We start from the raw sequence: 16,616 nt of genomic DNA on the forward strand, positions 1-16,616 counted from the left end.
CCCGGTCGAGGACCGGGGCGCTGTTGCTTTCTCAGAGCATTCTCAGAGCGGAGCCTCCGCCGAGGTCGCGGCTTCGGCGGCCGAGGGCGGCGGGGCGCCGGTGACCTTGCGGCGGCGCCGCGAGCGGCCCTCCAGGTAGCGGGCGAGCAGGGACAGCAGCGAGCACAGCCCGATGTAGATCAGCGCCACGACGATGTACGTCGGGATGTACGGGAAGCCGTACGTCAACCGGCCGCCCATCTGCTTCGCGACGTACAGCAGCTCGGCGTAGGTGATGATGAAGCCGAGCGCGGTGTCCTTCAGCAGCACGACCAGCTGGCTGACGATCGCCGGCAGCATCGAGCTGATGGCCTGCGGCAAAAGAACCAGCCGGACCACCTGGTTCTTCCGGAGGCCGACCGCGTACGCCGCCTCGCGCTGACCCTTGGGCACCGCGGCGATACCGGCGCGGAAGATCTCCGCCAGCACCGAGCCGTTGTAGAGCGTCAGGCCGAACACGACCGCCCAGAACGGGCTCAACCCGAGCCCGAACTGGATGTTGCCGAAGTAGAAGTAGAACATCAGGATCAGCAACGGGACCGCGCGGAACAGCTCGACGATCAGCGTGGCCGGAGCCCGCAGCCACTTGTGGTCACTGATCCGGGCGGCCGCGAAGACCGCGCCGAACAGCAGCGCGAGCACCGCGGCGAGACCGGCCGCTCGCAGCGTGTTGAGCAGACCTTCCAGCAGTTGCTGCTGGATGGAGGAGTACTGGAACTGCCGCCAGAGCCGGCCCTCGAACTGGCCGTTCTCGTACAGCCGGTTGATCAGCCACGCGACCGCGCCGACCAGCACGATCAGGACCAGGATGTTGGAGACGCGGTTGCGGGTCTTCGCCCGCGGACCCGGGGCCTCGTACAGGACTGAGCTCATCAGGCCACCGCCACCCGTCGTTCGGCCCAGCGTTGCAGGAAGATCAGCGGCACGATCAGGATCAGGAAGCCGATCGTGATCCACACCAGGGTCAGCAGTTGGTTCTCACCGCGCTCCGACATCGCGGCCGGGATCGAGCCCGCCTCCGCGACCGAGAACCCGGCCGCGATCGTGGTGTTCTTCAGCAACGCGATGAACACGCTGGTCAGCGGCGGGATGATCGCGCGGAACGCCTGCGGCAGCACGACGATCGTGAGCACCTGCGCGAACGTCATGCCGACCGCGCGCGCGGCCTCGGACTGGCCCGGGGCGACCGTGTTGACACCGGACCGGACCACCTCGCAGACGAACGCCGACGTGTAGATCGTCAGCGCGCCGACGCCGGTCCAGAACGGGTTCGGCAGCGCGAGCTGCATCTTCGCGGCGCCGAAGAACAGGAACGCGAACACCAGTGTCAGCGGCGTGTTCCGCAGCGTGTTCACGTAGCCGGTGCCGATGGCGCGCAGGGCCGGGATCGGGGAGACGCGGAACGCGCCGAGAATCGTGCCGAGCACCAGGCTGAGTACGCCGGACACCAGGAACAGCCTGATCGTCAGCCAGAAACCGTCCCGGAACAGCGGCCAGTTGTCGGTGAGGACCGAGAACATCGCGACCTTCCTCTTGCCTACAGGTACCTAGGGGTACAGAGTCCGGCCGCGGCGCCCGATGCGGGGGCCGCGGCCGGTCCGGGGATCAGTACTTCTCGAGCGGCGGCGGCGTCGAGTCCGAACCCGACTTGCCGAGCGTCTCGTCGTAGATCGCCTTCCAGGTGCCGTCGGAGGCCGACGTCTCCAGGATGGAGTTGACCTTGTCGCGCAGTGCCTTGTCGGCCAGCGGGACGCCGATGCCGTACTTCTCGGTGCTGAACGGCTTGCCGACGACCTTCAGCTCGTCGGGCGCCGTGGCGGCGTACCCCTTGAGGATCGCGTCGTCGGTGGTGACCGCGTCGACCTTCTTGTCGAGCAGCTGGGAGACGCACTCGGAGTAGGTCTTGAACTCGGAGATGTTGCTGGCCTCGGTGAGCTGCTCGTCCTTGACCCGCTGGATCGGGGTGGAGCCGGTCGCGGAGCAGACCTTCTTGCCCTTCAGGGCGGTCTTGCCGGCGTCCATCGAGGTGTCGTCCTTGCGGACCAGCAGGTCCTGGCCGGCGATGAAGTACGGGCCGGCGAACCCGACCTGCTTCTTGCGCTTGTCGGTGATCGAGTAGGTGCCGACGTAGTAGTCGATCTCGCCACCGGCGATCGCGGTCTCGCGGTTCGCCGACGGGATCTCCTTGTACTCGATCTTGTCGGGGTCGAGACCGAGGCCGGCCGAGACCATCCGGGCGACCTCGATGTCGAAGCCGCAGCGCTTGCCGTCGGCGTCCTTGTAGCCGAGGTTCGGCTGGTCGGCCTTGACGCCGACGATCAGGTTGCCGCGGGTCTTGGCCTTGGTGAAGGTCTGGCTGCCGGCCACGTCCACACCGGACGCGGCGGTGAACTTGTGCAGCTCGCCGCAGGAGTCGGACGCCGCGCCGGCGTCGCCGCCGCCACCGGCGGCCGGCTCGTCCTTGCCACACGCGGCAGCGGTGAGCGCGAGCGCTGCGACGCCGAAGGTGGCGACGAGGGTGCGCATTCTCATGATCAGGTTCCCCTTCGTTTCGTTGCTGGGTTCGGCCGCGGGCGGTGCTGTTGCGGGGTCAGTGCTTGAGGATCTTGCCGAGGAAGTCCTGGGCCCGCTTCGAGGTCGGGTTGGTGAAGAAGGTCTCCGGGGTGGCCTCCTCGACGATCTCGCCGTCGGCCATGAACACCACCCGGTTCGCCGCGGTCCGGGCGAACCCCATCTCGTGCGTGACCACGACCATCGTCATGCCCTGCTTGGCGAGGTCGATCATCACCTCGAGGACCTCCTGGATCATCTCCGGGTCGAGCGCCGAGGTGGGCTCGTCGAAGAGGATGACCTTCGGGTCCATGGCCAGGGCCCGCGCGATCGCCACGCGCTGCTGCTGGCCGCCGGACAGTTGCGCCGGGTACTTCTGGGCCTGGTTGGCCACACCCACCCGTTCCAGCAGCTCCATCGCGCGCTTCTCGGCCTGCTTCGGGTCCGCCTTGCGGACCTTGCACGGGCCGAGCGTGATGTTCTGCAGGATCGTCTTGTGCGCGAACAGGTTGAACGACTGGAAGACCATGCCGACGTCGGCCCGCAGCCTGGCCAGCGCCTTGCCCTCGCTCGGCAGCGGCTCGCCGTCGAGCAGGATGCTGCCGGAGTCGATCGGCTCCAGCCGGTTGATCGCGCGGCAGAGCGTCGACTTGCCGGACCCGGACGGGCCGATCACCACGACGACCTCGCCCTGGCCGATGGACAGGTTGATGTCCTTCAGAACGTGCAGGTCGCCGAAATGCTTGTTGACGCCGGTCAGCGCTACCAGACCAGTTTTCGTCAGCGTGTCGGAATCGCTCATGGCCAGAACCTAGCGGAGCCGAGGGTGCGGTCGCAGGCCCGGGTGGTTCCACGGTGGTAACGATCTGCAATATACGCAGGCGGGCAGTGACCGGGTGATCACAGCGCGCGCCGATTTGTGTTTCTCTGTGCGGTTACGCCCGTTCCACGACAAAGACGTACTCTTGGTAGCCGTCATGCGTACTTATGAGGTCCGCACCTACGGGTGCCAGATGAACGTCCACGACTCCGAGCGGCTGCGCGGGCTGCTGGAGGACGCGGGCTATGTCCGCGCGCCCGAGGGCGACGAGGCCGACGTGGTCGTCTTCAACACGTGCGCGGTCCGGGAGAACGCCGACAACAAGCTGTACGGCAACCTCGGTCACCTGGCGCCGGTGAAGGCGCGCAAGCCGGGGATGCAGATCGCCGTCGGCGGCTGCCTGGCGCAGAAGGACAAGGCGTCGATCACCAAGAAGGCACCGTGGGTCGACGTGGTGTTCGGGACCCACAACATCGGCTCGCTGCCGGTGCTGCTGGAGCGGGCCCGGGTCGAGCAGGAGTCCCAGGTCGAGATCCTCGAGTCGCTCGACGTGTTCCCGTCGACGCTGCCGACCCGGCGCGAGTCGCCGTACTCCGCCTGGGTGTCGGTGAGCGTCGGCTGCAACAACACCTGCACGTTCTGCATCGTGCCGTCGCTGCGCGGCCGCGAGAAGGACCGCCGGCCGGGCGACGTGCTCGCCGAGGTCGAGGCGCTGGTCGGCGAGGGCGTGCTCGAGGTGACGCTGCTCGGGCAGAACGTGAACTCGTACGGCGTGGAGTTCGGCGACCGGTACGCGTTCTCGAAGCTGCTCCGGGCGTGCGGCGGGATCGACGGGCTGGAGCGGGTCCGCTTCACGTCGCCGCACCCGCGGGACTTCACCGCGGACGTGATCGAGGCGATGGCCGAGACGCCGAACGTGATGCCGTCGCTGCACATGCCGCTGCAGTCCGGGTCGGACGCGGTACTGAAGGCGATGCGGCGGTCGTACCGGCGCGACCGGTACCTGAAGATCATCGAGGACGTCCGGGCGGCGATGCCGGACGCGGCGATCACCACCGACATCATCGTCGGGTTCCCGGGGGAGACCGAGGAGGACTTCCAGGGCACGCTCGACGTGGTCCGGCAGGCGCGGTTCGCGGGCGCGTTCACGTTCCAGTACTCGAAGCGGCCTGGGACGCCGGCGGAGTCGATGGCGGACCAAGTGCCGCGCGACGTCGTCCAGGACCGGTACGAGCGGCTCGTCGCGCTGCAGGACGACATGGCGTGGGCGGAGAACAAGCTGATCGTCGGCCGCTCGCTCGAGGTGCTCGTCGCCGAGGGGGAGGGGCGCAAGGACGCCGCCACCCACCGGCTCAGCGGGCGCGCTCCCGACAACCGGCTCGTGCACTTCACGGTCCCCGAGGGCGTCGAGGCGCCGCGACCGGGTGACATGGCAACGGTCGAGGTCACGTACGCCGCCCCGCACCACCTGGTCGCGGACGTCTTCGGCACCGTACGCCGCACCCGCGCCGGCGACGCCTGGGAACGCGCACAGGAGAACCCGGCCGCCCCGGGCGGCTCCGGCGTGATGCTCGGCATGCCCACCCTCGGCGCCAAACCCCTCGAGCCCGCCACCGGCTGCCAAGCCGGATGACCGACCCGTCCCGGTTTCTCGCCGCGGGGCGGGACGCGGACGTGTATGTGGTCGACGACGAGTGGGTGTTGCGGCGGTATCGGAACGGGCATCCGGTTCGTGACGAGGCCGACTTCATGCGGCACGTCGCGCGGTACGGGTATCCGGTCCCGGCGGTTCGTGAGGTCGACGGCGCGGACATGGTGCTGCAGCGGCTCGCCGGGCCGACGCTCGGTGAGGCCGCGATCGCGGGTGACGTCGACGCGGCCGAGGTCGGCCGGATCCACGCCGACCTGCACCGCCGTCTGCAGGCGATCCCGCCGCCGAGCGGCACCCCGGGCCTGGTCGTCGTCCACGGCGACCTGCACCCGCTCAACGTGATCGCGACCCCGAGCGGCCCGGTCGTCATCGACTGGCGGAACGCGGAGGAGGGCCCGCCGGAGTACGACGTCGCGATGACCGCGATCATCTTCGCCCAGGTAGCCCTCGACCCGTCCTACGAAGCCCTCAGCCCACTCCTGCGCGACGCCCTCGCGACCTACCTGGCCGACTCGATCGACCCCACCCCCGGCCTACCCGCCGCACTACACAACCGCCGCAACAACCGCACGCTGACCCCCGCCGAGCTGGCACTGCTGCCCGGACAGGAAGCGCTCATCCGGTCCTTCCTGTGAACCGAAGAACGGGTAGTGGTCGGCTGACGCTGCCGACCTGCCGCTTGCGGCAGGAATCCAGAGGCTCTGGAGCGGCACCACTACCCGTTCTTCGGTACAGCCTCAGGCGTTCAGGAACTGCGACGGCTTGAGCGCGCGGGCTACCACGCGCAGCTCGCCGATGTGCCCGGCGAACCCCTGGTCGACGTCGTTGGCGTAGTGCCCCGCGCCGACCAACCAAGGCTTGCCCGCGGTGGCGAGTCCGTTGGACGCGGTCGCCGGGTTGCGCAGCAGCTCCGACGAGTCGACGTACACGACGCTGCGCCGCCCGTCGTTCACGATCGCCAGGTGGAACCACTCACCGGCGCGCTGCTCGTGCCCCCAGTTGGTGAACGTCTCGTTGCGGTCCACCGGGTACACCGCCCACTGCACCTGCAGCCCACCGGAGAACCCCAGCTTCGCCGCCGGCTCGTCCGGGTCGCTCCCCGTCTTCCCCGCGTCGCGCCCAGTCCCGAGCCGAGTGAACAACCCTTCCCACGCGTGGTCCTGCCCGTCGTTGGCGAGCTTCACGAACGCCTCGATCGTGTATCCGTCCGGGAACGTCATCGCGTTCAGCGGCGCGTGGTCCGCGGTCTTCAGGTAGCCGCCGCGTGCCGGGTTCTTGCCGCCGGGGAACAGCCAGCTCGCGTGCCCCGGCTGATCCGGGTGGTACTCCGTCGACGCCGTCGGCAGGTCGTTGCTGAGCTGGACGCGGGTCAGGTCGTTGCCGTGCCCCGAGTGGTCGACCACCTTCTCCGTCACCGGACCGTCGAACCGCCAGTACGCCGCCGTACCCGGGATGACGAGCTGCCGCGCCGGACGTGCCGGACGCACCGGTTCCGGAGCGAAGCCCGCGAACCGCGCCGCGAAGTCGATCGGCACACTGAACCGGTTGGTGTCGTCGCTGAGCTCGATCTCCGCCTCGGCCAACTCGTTCCGCCGAGCCGGGTCCTGGGCCATGATCCACGGCGAGACCGTCTCGACGTCGATGGTGTTCCGGGCCAGGTCGAAGTGGTAGAGCCGGACCATCCCGGAGCCGCCGTAGTACCGGTCCTGGTAGTTCGTGATGTGCAGGTGCACGTCGTTGCCCGCGGCATTCTTCCGGGTCACTCGTCCGGGCGGCCAGTAGTGCCCGTTGAGGGTGAGGAAGATCTGGTCGTTGCCGTCGACGAGCTGCTGCCAGACACGGTTGCCGTGGGCGCTGAAGTACGCGACCGGGTTGCCGTGGTCGGCGTTCACCAGCTCGTGGATGGTGAGGATGACGGGCAGCTTCGGGTGCGCCTTGATCACCGCGCGGGCCCAGGCGAAGCTCGCGTCCGACGGCCGCCAGTCCATGGCCAGCAGCAACCACTGCCGCCCGCCGGCGCGGAACACGTGGTACGAGTTGTACCCGTTCGCGGTCGATCCGCCGTACGTCGGCATCCACTTGAACCGCCGCGGGCCGAACGTGTCGAGGTACGCCGACGGGCCGCGGGTGTCGTCCTTCGAGCCGTCGATGTCGTGGTTGCCGGCCAGCACCGAGTACGGGAACCGGGCGCGGTCGAGGAGCCGGAACACCGGGTCGGCCTGCGCGAACTCGCTCGCGAGCGCGTTCTCCACCACGTCGCCGAGATGCGCCAGGAAGACGATGTTCTGCTCGCTGCGCTGCTCGATCAGGTACTTGAAGGTCGCGGTGAGCGGCGCGGCGTCACCCCGGTCCTGGTCGAACTGGTACTGCGTGTCGGGCACGACCGCCAGCGTGAACTGCGGGTGCTCCGTGTCGATCCGGCCCGAGGTGCCGGCGGCCGCCGCGGTGCCGGCGCTGAACACCCCCGGCGTCACGACCGCCCCGGCCCCGAGTGCTCCTGCCTGCAACAACCGCCGCCGGCTCGTGCCGTCGTACCGCTCGTTCATCGCCCCACCCTCCAAGCTCGCTGACAACGCAGCGAACACTAGGGCGGGGCAACCGGCCCGACGGTGAACTCAGGCGAAACCTTGGACGATCACCGCAGGAAGCCCTTCGCCTTTCAACGACCCGAGCACGCGCGCCTCGTGCGGCACCAGCGGCTCGGGCAGCTTGTCCAGCGGGTACCAGTCGAGGCCCGCGGCCTTCTCCGGCTCCAGCAACCGCGGCTCACCACGCCAGCGCGTCGCCAGGAAGAAGAAGTCGACGCGCTCGTCGATCGGATCGCCGTTCCCACCGGTCCGGTGCATCGCCGTCAGCGGTACGAGGTCTTCCGGGTCGACGTCGAGCCCCACCTCTTCCTTCAACTCCCGCGCGGCGGCGGTGACCGCCGACTCCCCGTGCTCCACATGTCCCGCCGGCACCGCCCAGTGCCCGTCCATGTAGCCGGTGTTGGCCCGCAGCAACAACAACACGTCGTCCTCGCGCCGCACGACCACATACGCCGAAGGCACCACCGAAAACCGATTCATGCCCAGACCCTAAACACCCCCGCCGACAGGCCGGGGGAGTGCCCGGACAGCGCGAAGGGCCGCAAGCGTGCTGCTTGCGGCCCTTCGGCGGGTACGTCAGGCGGACTGGTTCGGGTTGTTGTCCGGGATGTCGTCGTTCTGGCCGTCGAGGTTGTCCAGACCCTCCTTGGCCTTGTCGACACCGGCGTCGATCTTGTCGCCGTACTGGCCGCCCGTCTTCTCGTCGACGAAGTCACCGGCCTTGTCCAGACCGTCGCCGACCTTGTCGCCGTGACCGTCGACGAGGTCGCTGGCCTTGTCCTTCAGGTTCTCGGCCGTGTCCTTGAACTTGTCGAAGATGCCCATCTCGGGGCTCCCATTCCTGCGTAGTTGAGTGCTTACAGACAGCTAGCGGTGATCTTCGCACCTGCAACGCCGGAACTGTGGGATCTCCGCGAGCGCCGTACCCGAATCGACGTGTTTACTCTACGTCGCCGCCGCTGTCCGTGCTGCCACCGCCGGACTCGACGTCGCCGCCGGACTCCACGTCCCCGCCGGACTCGACGTCACCCCCGGAGTCGCCGCCCGGGTCGACGTCGCCGGCTCCTTCCCCCAGACCGAGCGCGTCCTTGGCGGCGTCGGACTCTTCCTCGAACGGATTCGTCACTGGTTTCCTCCCGTAGAAATGTTGCGAACTCCCTGGTTCCTACCGAACTTTCCGGGTCATCCACAAGACCGGCCGCGCGCTCTTGGCGAACTCTTCGCAGCGGGGGCGGTGCGGCGCGGGCGGGGAAGCGACTGCCAGACTGGAGCGATGCCTGCTCCACTCGTCGTCGCGGTCGTCGGTCCCACCGCGGCCGGCAAGTCCGATCTCGCCGTCGCCCTGTCCCAGCGCCTCGGCGGCGAGGTGGTGAACGCGGACGCGATGCAGGTGTACCGCGGCATGGACATCGGCACAGCCAAGATCAGTACGGCGGAACGCCACGGCGTCCGGCACCACCTGCTGGACATCCTCGACGTCACGCAGACCGCGACCGTCGCCGAGTTCCAGGAGCTCGCGCGCGCCGCGATCGACGACTGCATCGGCCGCGGTGTGGTCCCCGTGCTGGCCGGCGGCTCGGCGCTGTACGTCCGCGCGATCCTCGACGACTTCGTCTTCCCCGGCACCGACCCGGACGTCCGCGCCCGCCTGGAGGCCGAGCTGGAGGCGCACGGCTCCGGCGCGCTGCACCGCAGGCTCGCGGAGACCGACCCGAAGGCCGCCGAGCAGATCCTGCCGAGCAATGGCCGGCGGATCGTCCGCGCGCTGGAGGTCATCGAGATCACCGGCGGCCCGTACGTCGCGACGCTGCCGGAGCACCGCTACGTCTACGAGGGCGCCGTGCAGCTCGGGCTCGACGTACCGCGGCCGGTGCTGGACGAGCGGATCGACCGCCGGGTGGACCGGATGTTCGACGCCGGATTCGTGGCCGAGGTGCGCGGGCTGCTGAACAAGGGTTTGATTGAGGGGAAGACGGCCAACCGAGCCCTCGGGTACTCACAGGTGATCGCGTTGCTGAACGGTGAGATCGACGAAACGCAGGCCCGGGAGCGGACCGCCCAGGCCACCCGGCGCTTCGCGCGCCGGCAGGACTCGTGGTTCCGTAAGGACCGACGGATCAGCTGGCTCCCGTACGACGCGCCCGATCTGGTCGACAGGGCACTGAAACTGATAGCCCAGGGCAACCGCGCGGGCGTCCCCGGCGTAGTCGAGGTGAACCAAGGCCCCGGTACCGACACAAGGGCCGTCGATGCGAGGGGGTGACCGTGAGGCCGAGTTCCGTGAGTACCTGCTCGCGGACCGCACCAGGCTGCTGAGGACGGCGCTGCTGCTCACCGCGGGCGACGTGCACACCGCGGAGGATCTGGTCCAGACCGCCTGTACCCGGGTGTACGTGCACTGGCACCGGATCAAGCACGAGGGCGCGGGCCCGTACGCCCACCGCATCCTGGTCAACGCCTTCCTGGACGAGCGCCGCCGGCGCGGTCGGCACCCGGAGGTGGTGACCGCGGAGGCGGTCGAGCCGCGGTCGTCCGACGTACCGGACCAGGCGGACACGCTGGCGGTCCGGGACGCGTTGCTGGACCTCGCGCCGCGGCAGCGCGCGGTCCTGGTACTGCGGTACTTCCAGGACCTCGACGTCGCGACCTGCGCGCGGATCCTGGACTGCACCGAAGGCACCGTGAAGAGCCAGACGGCCAAGGCGCTCAAGCGCCTGAAGGAACTGATGACGGAAGAGACGGGGAGTAGCTGAGAGCGCAGTGGACGAGGTCAAGAAACTCCTGGAGGGGTTCGCGGACCGGGCCGCCGAAGGGCTGCCGGCCGCGGACGTGGACGCGGCCATCGAAGCCGACGTGGCCCGCGGACGGCTTGCCCTGCGCAGGATCAAGCGCCGCCGCCGGGTCACCGGTGTGCTGTGCGTCGCCGCCGCGTCCGCACTGGTGCTCGCGCTCGGCAACCAGGTGAAGTGGTGGGGGACCGGCAGCGAAGTGGCCGACAAGCCGGTCGCGCCCGAGACGACCGCCCCGGCGCCGAGCCCGGCGACCGCACCGGCTTCCACCCCGTCTGTCGAGCCGCAGAGCAGTCAGACCATGTCGATGTTCGGCGCGTCCGTCGTCGAGCTGGTGGCCAACAAGCAGCAATGGAGCTCGATCGACTGCACGCTGGCGCCCAAGGGCTGGTCGGCGGAGGCGCCGATCGCGGCCGACCGGGTGGTCCTGTCCCGCCCCGAGATGCGGACCGCGGAGGCCGCCACCAAGGTGGTGCTGCAAGCGGCTCCGCAGGCGCGGACGCTGGCGGGCGCCCGGGTCACTTCCGCGAGCGGGAAGACCTTCCAGATCGGCACGCTGCGGGGCCGGTTGACCGGTCAGGTGCAGCTCACCGACCGTTGGCTGCTCGTCGAGCTCCCGGCCGGAACGGTCGAGTGGCCGGACGACGTACTGCGGCGCTTCATGGCTTCCTGCGCCATCAACTAGGCGCGTCACGACTAGCGCACCAACCTCCAATGAGATAGGCAGGGTGGGTCCCTTGTCCCGCCGAGCTCGTGTGGGGGAGATCCGTGAAGAAGCTGATCGCAGCCCTGTCCGTCACCGCCCTGGTCCTGACAGGCGCCAGTAGTCCAGCAGTCGCCACTACTCAACAGACACAGGCACCGGCCAAGACGCCGACCGCGATCGGGTTCGGCGGTGCGGTGTCCTCGGTCGACCCTGACGCGACGAACATCGGTCTCGACGTCCTGCGTCGCGGTGGGAACGCGGTCGACGCCGCCGTCGCCACGGCCGCCGCCCTCGGCGTCACCGAGCCGTACTCGGCCGGGATCGGCGGTGGCGGGTACTTCGTGTACTACGACGCCAAGCAGCGCAAGGTGTTCACGATCGACGGCCGCGAGACGGCGCCCGCGACGATGCCGTCCAATGCGTTCGTCAATCCCGCGACCGGTCAGCCGTACCCGTTCGCGCAGCTGGTGACGTCCGGGGTGTCGATCGGCGTGCCGGGCACGCTGGCCACCTGGGACCGGGCGCTGAAGAAGTGGGGTTCGTTGTCGCTCGGCAAGGCGCTGACGCCGGCCGCGGACCTGGCCGAGCGCGGGTTCGTGGTGGACCCGACGTTCCGCCTGCAGACGCTCGACAACAAGGACCGGTTCTCGCAGGTCTTGCCGACCGCCGCGCTGTTCCTGCCGAACGGCGACGCGCCGCAGGTCGGAACGCTGTTCAAGAACCCCGACCTCGCCCAGACGTACCGGCTGATCGGTCAGCAGGGTTCGTCGGCGTTCTACACCGGCGCGCTCGCGGGCGAGATGGCCGCCGTGGCCCAGAACCCGCCGAAGACGCCGAACGCCACGCTGCCGTTCTTCCCCGGCTACCTGCGGGCCAGTGACCTGGCGGCGTACAAGACGATCGACCGCAAGCCGACCAAGGTCCGGTACGAAGGCCTGGACGTCTACGGCATGGCGCCGTCGTCGTCCGGTGGCACCACCGTCGGCGAGGCGCTGAACATCCTGCGGCCGCAGCACCTGCGGCAGCAGTCGACGACGCAGTCGCTGCACACCTACCTCGAGGCGTCGGCGCTGGCCTTCGCCGACCGCAACGCGTACGTCGGTGACCCGGCGTACGTCGACGTACCGGTGCAGGAGCTGTTGTCGCGTGGGTTCGGGGCCGAGCGGTCCTGCCTGATCGACCCGCAGAAGGCCGCGACGAAGCCGGTGCCCGCAGGCTCGCCGGACGGCGACTACGCGCGCTGCCCCCAGGGCGCCGGGGTCGAGGCTCGCCAGGACGTCAAGGGCCAGTCGACGACGCACATGGTCGCGGCCGACAAGTGGGGCAACGTCGTCTCGTACACGCTGACCATCGAGCAGACCGGCGGCAGCGGCATCACCGTGCCGGGGCGTGGCTTCATCCTCAACAACGAGCTCACCGACTTCTCCGCCGTCCCCAACCCGCAGGACCCGAACCGGGTCGAGGCCGGGAAGCGGCCGCGGTCGTCGATGTCGCCGACGATCGTGCTGCGCGGCGGCAAGCCGTTCCTCGCGCTCGGCTCGCCGGGTGGCTCGACGATCATCACGACCGTGCTGCAGACCCTGACGAACCGGCTCGACCGCGGTATGACGCTGCCGCAGGCGATCGCGGCGCCGCGCGCCTCGCAGCGCAACACCGCGTCGGTGACGGCCGAGCAGGCGTTCATCGACCAGTACGGCGTCGCGTTGGGGTCGTACGGTCACACGTTTACGCCGGCCGGTCCGCCGGGGTCCTCGGCGTCCGAGATCGGCGCGGTCGCGGCGCTGGAGTTCCTGCCCGGTGGCGCGATCCTGGCCGCCGCGGAACCGTCGCGACGCGGCGGGGGAGCGGCCGGAACGGCCTGGCCCTTCAGAGTGCGGTGATCCTAGACTGTCTTGATGATGGCGGCGACCAGGGCCGCGCGTTCGGCCAGGGTCGCCGCGACGATCTGTTCGTGGACGGCGTGAGCTCCCTTGCCGAGCGGGCCCAGGCCGTCCAGCGTTGGGATACCCAACCATCCGGTGAGATTGGTGTCGGCCGCCCCGGAGGCGGCCTTGCCGCCGATCTCCTGACCGACGGACCGTGCGGCCGCGGCGACCTTCGCCAGCAGCTCGTCGGTCGCCGGCGACGGCTGCCAGGCCGGCCGGTTCGACAGCACCCGCACCTGCAGCAGAGCGTCCCGCACCGGCCGCAACGCGGTCACCGCCTGCAGAACGGCCTCTTCGACGGCGGGATCGACGAAGCGGAACCCGATGTCGGCGGCCGCCGATCCCGGTACGACGTTGGTGCGCCCGCCGCCGGTGATGGTGCCGACGTTGCACAGCACATGGTCATGGTCGGCGACGATGCGGCGTACGGCGATGAGTTGGTCGACGAGCTCGTCGATCGCGGACACGCCGCCGGACGGATCGAGTGCCGCATGGGCTTCGCGGCCGGTCACCTCGATGCGGACCCGCGTGCTGCCCCAGCGCGACGTCTTGAGGTCGCCGTTCGGGTGCGGCGGCTCGAACCCGAAGGCGGCGTACACCCCGGCCGCCTCGGCCGTCACCGCCTCTCGCGCCGACGGGGAGCCGATCTCCTCGTCCGCGACCACGACGACCCGCAGCGGCCGGTGCTCCCGGTCGGCGACCTGCTCCAGGGCGGTCTCGAGCACGACCAGGCCGCCCTTCATGTCGAAGACGCCCGGCCCGTGGATGATCCCGTCCGCCTCGCGCCACGGCATCGCGTCCCGCAGCTGCCCGGCCGGCCAGACGGTGTCGTGATGGGCGAGGAACAGCAGCGGCGCGGCAGCTGCCTGTGGTCCGCGGCCGGGGAAGTCCGCGACGAGGTGGTCACCGGTCGGCGCCGGGATGCGCCGCACAGTGCCGCCCAGCTCGGTGTACCGCGTCGTCAGCCGGTCGGCGAAGGCGTTCAGCGCGGCCGCGTCACCAGTCGGGGTCTCCGTGCCGACGTACTCCCGGAGTCGCTCGATCATCATAGATAGTCAACGTATCATCATCCGATAAGCCATTGACCAGCGTGGAGCCGTCGAGGATACGATCAGGATATGAATCGTATCTCTGAGGTGGGCTTCCGTGCGGTCTCGCTCACCACGGCGTCGAGGTTCGCCGAGGCCTCGGCGTTGTACCGGGAGGTCTTCGGCTACGACGACCCGGCGTACGGGCTGAACCCGCGGCTGCTCGGCGCCCTGGCGAGCAACGGCGGCTCGGTGGTCGGCATCCTCGACGAGAGCGATCGGCTGGTCGCGTTCGCGTACGGCTTCTGCGGCACCGACCGGCGCGGTTTCTACCACTACTCGCAGTCGGCCGTGGTCGCCGCCGAGCAGCAGGGGCACGGCCTCGGCCGGATGCTCAAGCACGCCCAACGCGAAGTCGCCCTCAGCCACGGGATGTCGCGGATGCGCTGGACCTATGACCCGGCGCAGGTCCGCAACGCGCACTTCAACCTCGACGTCCTCGGCGCGCGCGGCCGCTGGTTCGCCCCCGACATGTACGGCCCGGGCACCGACCGCGTGATCGTCGAGTGGGACCTGAGCCGCGACGCTGCCCCGGCGCCGGACGACGCGGCGCTGACCCAGCTCGTCGTACCGGGCGATCCGCGCGAGCTGCGCCGTTCGTTCGAGGAGTTGCTCGGCAAGGGGCTCGTCGCCGTGTCCTGCCGCCGGCTTCCGGACGGCGCCGGCGCCTACTACTTCGGACCGGCCGACGATGCCTGACGATCCGCGCAACCGCGAGCTCAGCAGCCCACAGGAGCGGTACGACGCCCGGCTGCAGCGCCGCTCGTCGACGCTGCTGCAGCGGCGCGTGGTAGAGCAGGAGCGGGCCTCGATCGACGAGGCCCTGGACCAGATCCGCACCGACGAGTCGATCGCGCAGGCCGCGGCCCGGATCGTCGCCGCCCGCCGGCGCTTCATCATCGGCTCGGCGAAGTCGTACTCGTACGCGTCACTGCTGGCCTTCGACCTCGGCGTCGGGCTCTCCCAGGTGACGTTGGTCGACGGCACCGTCGTCCGCGGCGTCGACGTGCTGGCGGACGTCCGGTCCAACGATCTGATGGTCGCATTCTCGTTCCGCCGCTACCGGCGCGACACCGTCGAGATCGCGCAGCGGTTCGTCGAGGCCGGCGGCGAGCTCGTCGCGATCACCGACTTCGAGGACGCGCCGCTGGCCAAGCTAGCCGACCAGAGCATCTACGTCGCGACCGGCAGCGCGTCGTACGTCGACTCGCCGACCGTCGTCGTGTCGGTGCTGCACGTGCTGGCCACGCTGACGACCGCGAGCGCGAAGGGCGCGCGCCGCCGGCTGGTCGAGCGGGACCGGCTCAACACCGAACTGGGGCTGTATGTCAACTGAACTGAAGATCGTCGCGGCCCGGCTGCACCGGGTGCGGATGCCGCTGGTGCACGAGTTCCAGACCAGCTCGCACCGCAAGGCGTTCCTCGACCACGTGCTGGTCGAGCTGGAGGACGCGTCCGGCGCGGTCGGCTGGGGCGAGATCGCGTCGTCCTCCGATCCGTACTACGCGCCGGAGACCGTCGAGACCTGCTGGCACATCGCCTCGCGCTACCTGTTGCCCGCCGTACTCGACCGACCGTGGACGCATCCTGATCAGTTGGCGGGATTGTGGTCGAAGATCCGCGGCAACAACTTCGCCAAGGCCGGCGTGGACATGGCCGCCTGGACCCTCTGGGCGGAGGTCCAACAGGTGCCGCTGGCAACAGTCTTGGGCGGTACGCGGACCGAGGTCGTCGCGGGGGTGTCGCTGGGCATCGAACCGACGATCGACGACCTGCTCGCCCAGGTGCAGCAACAGGTCGAGGCAGGCTACCCCCGGGTGAAGCTGAAGATCGCTCCCGGCTGGGACGTGGAGCCGGTCAGTGCGGTGCGCTCGGCGTACCCGGACCTCGACCTGCATGTCGACGCGAACGGGATCTACACGGCCGACGACCTGGAGCAGTTGCGGAAGCTGGACGGCTACCGGCTGACGATGATCGAGCAGCCGTTCGCGCCGCGTGACCTGCTCACCCACGCGGCGCTGCAGCGCACGATCGGTACGCCGGTCTGCCTGGACGAGAGCGTGGAGACGGTCGACGACCTGGAGACCGCGCTCGCCCTCGACGCGCTGAAGATCCTCAACATCAAGGTGTCGCGGATGGGCGGCCTGACCGCGGCCCGCGCGGCGCACGATCGGGCGCAGGACGCCGGCGTGCCGGTCTGGTGCGGCGGCATGCACGAGTTCGGGATCGGCCGGCTGGCGAACGTCGCGCTCTCCAGTCTCTCCGGGTTCACCCTCCCATCGGACGTGTCCGCCTCGGAGAAGTACTACGCCCGGGATCTCGTCGAACCCGGCGTGGTCGCCGTCCGGGGCGTCGTACAGGTGCCCCGGGCAAGCGGTCTCGGGCAGCCCGTGGACCGCGAGCTGATCGCCGCGAACACGGTCGCCCAGCTCTCCCTCGGACCGGAACAGGAGTGACGTG

At 69.6% G+C, this 16,616-nt stretch carries 18 protein-coding genes; 9 read left to right on the forward strand and 9 right to left on the reverse strand.

From position 1 onward, the window contains the following. Positions 1 to 42: 42 nt before the first annotated feature. The 4 genes from ABN611_RS25285 to ABN611_RS25300 form a co-directional block, all read right to left on the reverse strand. Positions 43 to 912: an amino acid ABC transporter permease gene (locus ABN611_RS25285; RefSeq protein WP_350274710.1), complete on the reverse strand. Its 870-nt coding sequence runs from the start codon at positions 910 to 912 to the stop codon at positions 43 to 45. Further along, positions 912 to 1,559: an amino acid ABC transporter permease gene (locus ABN611_RS25290; protein WP_350274711.1), complete on the reverse strand. Its 648-nt coding sequence runs from the start codon at positions 1,557 to 1,559 to the stop codon at positions 912 to 914. The genes ABN611_RS25285 and ABN611_RS25290 overlap by 1 nt, the downstream gene beginning before the upstream one ends. A gap of 85 nt (positions 1,560 to 1,644) precedes the next feature. After that, entirely contained in the window at positions 1,645 to 2,571 is a 927-nt protein-coding gene (locus ABN611_RS25295) for a glutamate ABC transporter substrate-binding protein (protein WP_350274712.1), read from the reverse strand. Between the two features lie 58 nt (positions 2,572 to 2,629). After that, on the reverse strand, positions 2,630 to 3,358 hold the full coding sequence (locus ABN611_RS25300; protein ID WP_350281682.1) for an amino acid ABC transporter ATP-binding protein: 729 nt from the start codon (positions 3,356 to 3,358) through the stop codon (positions 2,630 to 2,632). A gap of 208 nt (positions 3,359 to 3,566) precedes the next feature. On the opposite strand from ABN611_RS25300, the gene miaB reads away from it, so the two are divergent. Together miaB and ABN611_RS25310 are read left to right on the forward strand one after the other, a co-directional pair. Then, entirely contained in the window at positions 3,567 to 5,042 is a 1,476-nt protein-coding gene (gene miaB, locus ABN611_RS25305) for a tRNA (N6-isopentenyl adenosine(37)-C2)-methylthiotransferase MiaB (protein ID WP_350274713.1), read from the forward strand. Then, positions 5,039 to 5,695: a phosphotransferase gene (locus ABN611_RS25310; protein WP_350274714.1), complete on the forward strand. Its 657-nt coding sequence runs from the start codon at positions 5,039 to 5,041 to the stop codon at positions 5,693 to 5,695. Before miaB ends, ABN611_RS25310 begins: the two co-directional genes overlap by 4 nt. Positions 5,696 to 5,797: 102 nt before the next feature. Here the strand turns inward: ABN611_RS25310 and ABN611_RS25315 are convergent, their stop codons facing one another. The 4 genes from ABN611_RS25315 to ABN611_RS25330 form a co-directional block, all read right to left on the reverse strand. After that, positions 5,798 to 7,606, reverse strand: a complete 1,809-nt coding sequence (locus tag ABN611_RS25315; protein WP_350274715.1) for a LamG-like jellyroll fold domain-containing protein — start codon at positions 7,604 to 7,606, stop codon at positions 5,798 to 5,800. Between the two features lie 69 nt (positions 7,607 to 7,675). Then, positions 7,676 to 8,128, reverse strand: a complete 453-nt coding sequence (locus tag ABN611_RS25320) for an NUDIX domain-containing protein (protein ID WP_350274716.1) — start codon at positions 8,126 to 8,128, stop codon at positions 7,676 to 7,678. Between the two features lie 96 nt (positions 8,129 to 8,224). After that, positions 8,225 to 8,473, reverse strand: a complete 249-nt coding sequence (locus ABN611_RS25325) for an antitoxin (protein ID WP_350274717.1) — start codon at positions 8,471 to 8,473, stop codon at positions 8,225 to 8,227. 115 nt (positions 8,474 to 8,588) lie between these two features. Continuing rightward, positions 8,589 to 8,774 carry a hypothetical protein gene (locus tag ABN611_RS25330; RefSeq protein WP_350274718.1) on the reverse strand — a complete coding sequence of 62 codons (186 nt, stop codon included), beginning with the start codon at positions 8,772 to 8,774 and terminating at the stop codon, positions 8,589 to 8,591. 147 nt (positions 8,775 to 8,921) lie between these two features. Here ABN611_RS25330 and miaA point away from each other — a divergent pair, with 147 nt between their 5' ends. The 4 genes from miaA (at position 8,922) to ggt (ending at position 13,023) form a co-directional block, all read left to right on the forward strand. Next, positions 8,922 to 9,911: a tRNA (adenosine(37)-N6)-dimethylallyltransferase MiaA gene (gene miaA / locus ABN611_RS25335; protein ID WP_350274719.1), complete on the forward strand. Its 990-nt coding sequence runs from the start codon at positions 8,922 to 8,924 to the stop codon at positions 9,909 to 9,911. Then, positions 9,898 to 10,401, forward strand: a complete 504-nt coding sequence (locus ABN611_RS25340; protein ID WP_350274720.1) for a SigE family RNA polymerase sigma factor — start codon at positions 9,898 to 9,900, stop codon at positions 10,399 to 10,401. The genes miaA and ABN611_RS25340 overlap by 14 nt, the downstream gene beginning before the upstream one ends. Positions 10,402 to 10,408: 7 nt before the next feature. Further along, complete coding sequence (locus ABN611_RS25345; RefSeq protein ID WP_350274721.1) at positions 10,409 to 11,122, forward strand: hypothetical protein; 714 nt, start codon at positions 10,409 to 10,411, stop codon at positions 11,120 to 11,122. Positions 11,123 to 11,205: 83 nt separating this feature from the next. Further along, positions 11,206 to 13,023 (forward strand): gamma-glutamyltransferase, encoded by a 1,818-nt coding sequence (ggt, locus tag ABN611_RS25350; RefSeq protein ID WP_350274722.1) that lies wholly within the window; start codon positions 11,206 to 11,208, stop codon positions 13,021 to 13,023. Positions 13,024 to 13,025: 2 nt separating this feature from the next. On the opposite strand, the gene ABN611_RS25355 is transcribed toward ggt, so the two are convergent. Continuing rightward, on the reverse strand, positions 13,026 to 14,117 hold the full coding sequence (locus ABN611_RS25355) for a M20/M25/M40 family metallo-hydrolase (RefSeq protein WP_350274723.1): 1,092 nt from the start codon (positions 14,115 to 14,117) through the stop codon (positions 13,026 to 13,028). 69 nt (positions 14,118 to 14,186) lie between these two features. Here ABN611_RS25355 and ABN611_RS25360 point away from each other — a divergent pair, with 69 nt between their 5' ends. From ABN611_RS25360 to menC, 3 genes are read left to right on the forward strand one after another with little or no spacing between them, the layout of a single operon-like run. After that, the gene (locus ABN611_RS25360) at positions 14,187 to 14,855 is read left to right on the forward strand and encodes a GNAT family N-acetyltransferase (protein ID WP_350274724.1); all 669 of its coding nucleotides are present in this window, start codon (positions 14,187 to 14,189) and stop codon (positions 14,853 to 14,855) included. After that, positions 14,848 to 15,492, forward strand: coding sequence for an SIS domain-containing protein (locus ABN611_RS25365; protein ID WP_350274725.1), 645 nt, complete (start codon positions 14,848 to 14,850; stop codon positions 15,490 to 15,492). The genes ABN611_RS25360 and ABN611_RS25365 overlap by 8 nt, the downstream gene beginning before the upstream one ends. Continuing rightward, positions 15,482 to 16,612 carry an o-succinylbenzoate synthase gene (gene menC, locus ABN611_RS25370; RefSeq protein ID WP_350274726.1) on the forward strand — a complete coding sequence of 377 codons (1,131 nt, stop codon included), beginning with the start codon at positions 15,482 to 15,484 and terminating at the stop codon, positions 16,610 to 16,612. Before ABN611_RS25365 ends, menC begins: the two co-directional genes overlap by 11 nt. Positions 16,613 to 16,616 lie beyond the last annotated feature (4 nt).

Origin of the sequence: Kribbella sp. HUAS MG21 (genome assembly GCF_040254265.1) — a bacterium.
Classification (GTDB): Bacteria; Actinomycetota; Actinomycetes; order Propionibacteriales; family Kribbellaceae; genus Kribbella.

Coding starts and splice junctions, on each gene's coding strand:
- ABN611_RS25285 (WP_350274710.1), bottom strand. CDS start 912: ATGAGCTCAGTCCTGTACGAGGCCCCGGGTCCGCGGGCGAAGACCCGC.
- ABN611_RS25290 (WP_350274711.1), bottom strand. CDS start 1,559: ATGTTCTCGGTCCTCACCGACAACTGGCCGCTGTTCCGGGACGGTTTC.
- ABN611_RS25295 (WP_350274712.1), bottom strand. CDS start 2,571: ATGAGAATGCGCACCCTCGTCGCCACCTTCGGCGTCGCAGCGCTCGCG.
- miaB (WP_350274713.1), top strand. CDS start 3,567: ATGCGTACTTATGAGGTCCGCACCTACGGGTGCCAGATGAACGTCCAC.
- ABN611_RS25310 (WP_350274714.1), top strand. CDS start 5,039: ATGACCGACCCGTCCCGGTTTCTCGCCGCGGGGCGGGACGCGGACGTG.
- ABN611_RS25315 (WP_350274715.1), bottom strand. CDS start 7,606: ATGAACGAGCGGTACGACGGCACGAGCCGGCGGCGGTTGTTGCAGGCA.
- ABN611_RS25320 (WP_350274716.1), bottom strand. CDS start 8,128: ATGAATCGGTTTTCGGTGGTGCCTTCGGCGTATGTGGTCGTGCGGCGC.
- ABN611_RS25325 (WP_350274717.1), bottom strand. CDS start 8,473: ATGGGCATCTTCGACAAGTTCAAGGACACGGCCGAGAACCTGAAGGAC.
- miaA (WP_350274719.1), top strand. CDS start 8,922: ATGCCTGCTCCACTCGTCGTCGCGGTCGTCGGTCCCACCGCGGCCGGC.
- ABN611_RS25340 (WP_350274720.1), top strand. CDS start 9,898: ATGCGAGGGGGTGACCGTGAGGCCGAGTTCCGTGAGTACCTGCTCGCG.
- ABN611_RS25355 (WP_350274723.1), bottom strand. CDS start 14,117: ATGATGATCGAGCGACTCCGGGAGTACGTCGGCACGGAGACCCCGACT.
- ABN611_RS25360 (WP_350274724.1), top strand. CDS start 14,187: ATGAATCGTATCTCTGAGGTGGGCTTCCGTGCGGTCTCGCTCACCACG.
- ABN611_RS25365 (WP_350274725.1), top strand. CDS start 14,848: ATGCCTGACGATCCGCGCAACCGCGAGCTCAGCAGCCCACAGGAGCGG.
- menC (WP_350274726.1), top strand. CDS start 15,482: ATGTCAACTGAACTGAAGATCGTCGCGGCCCGGCTGCACCGGGTGCGG.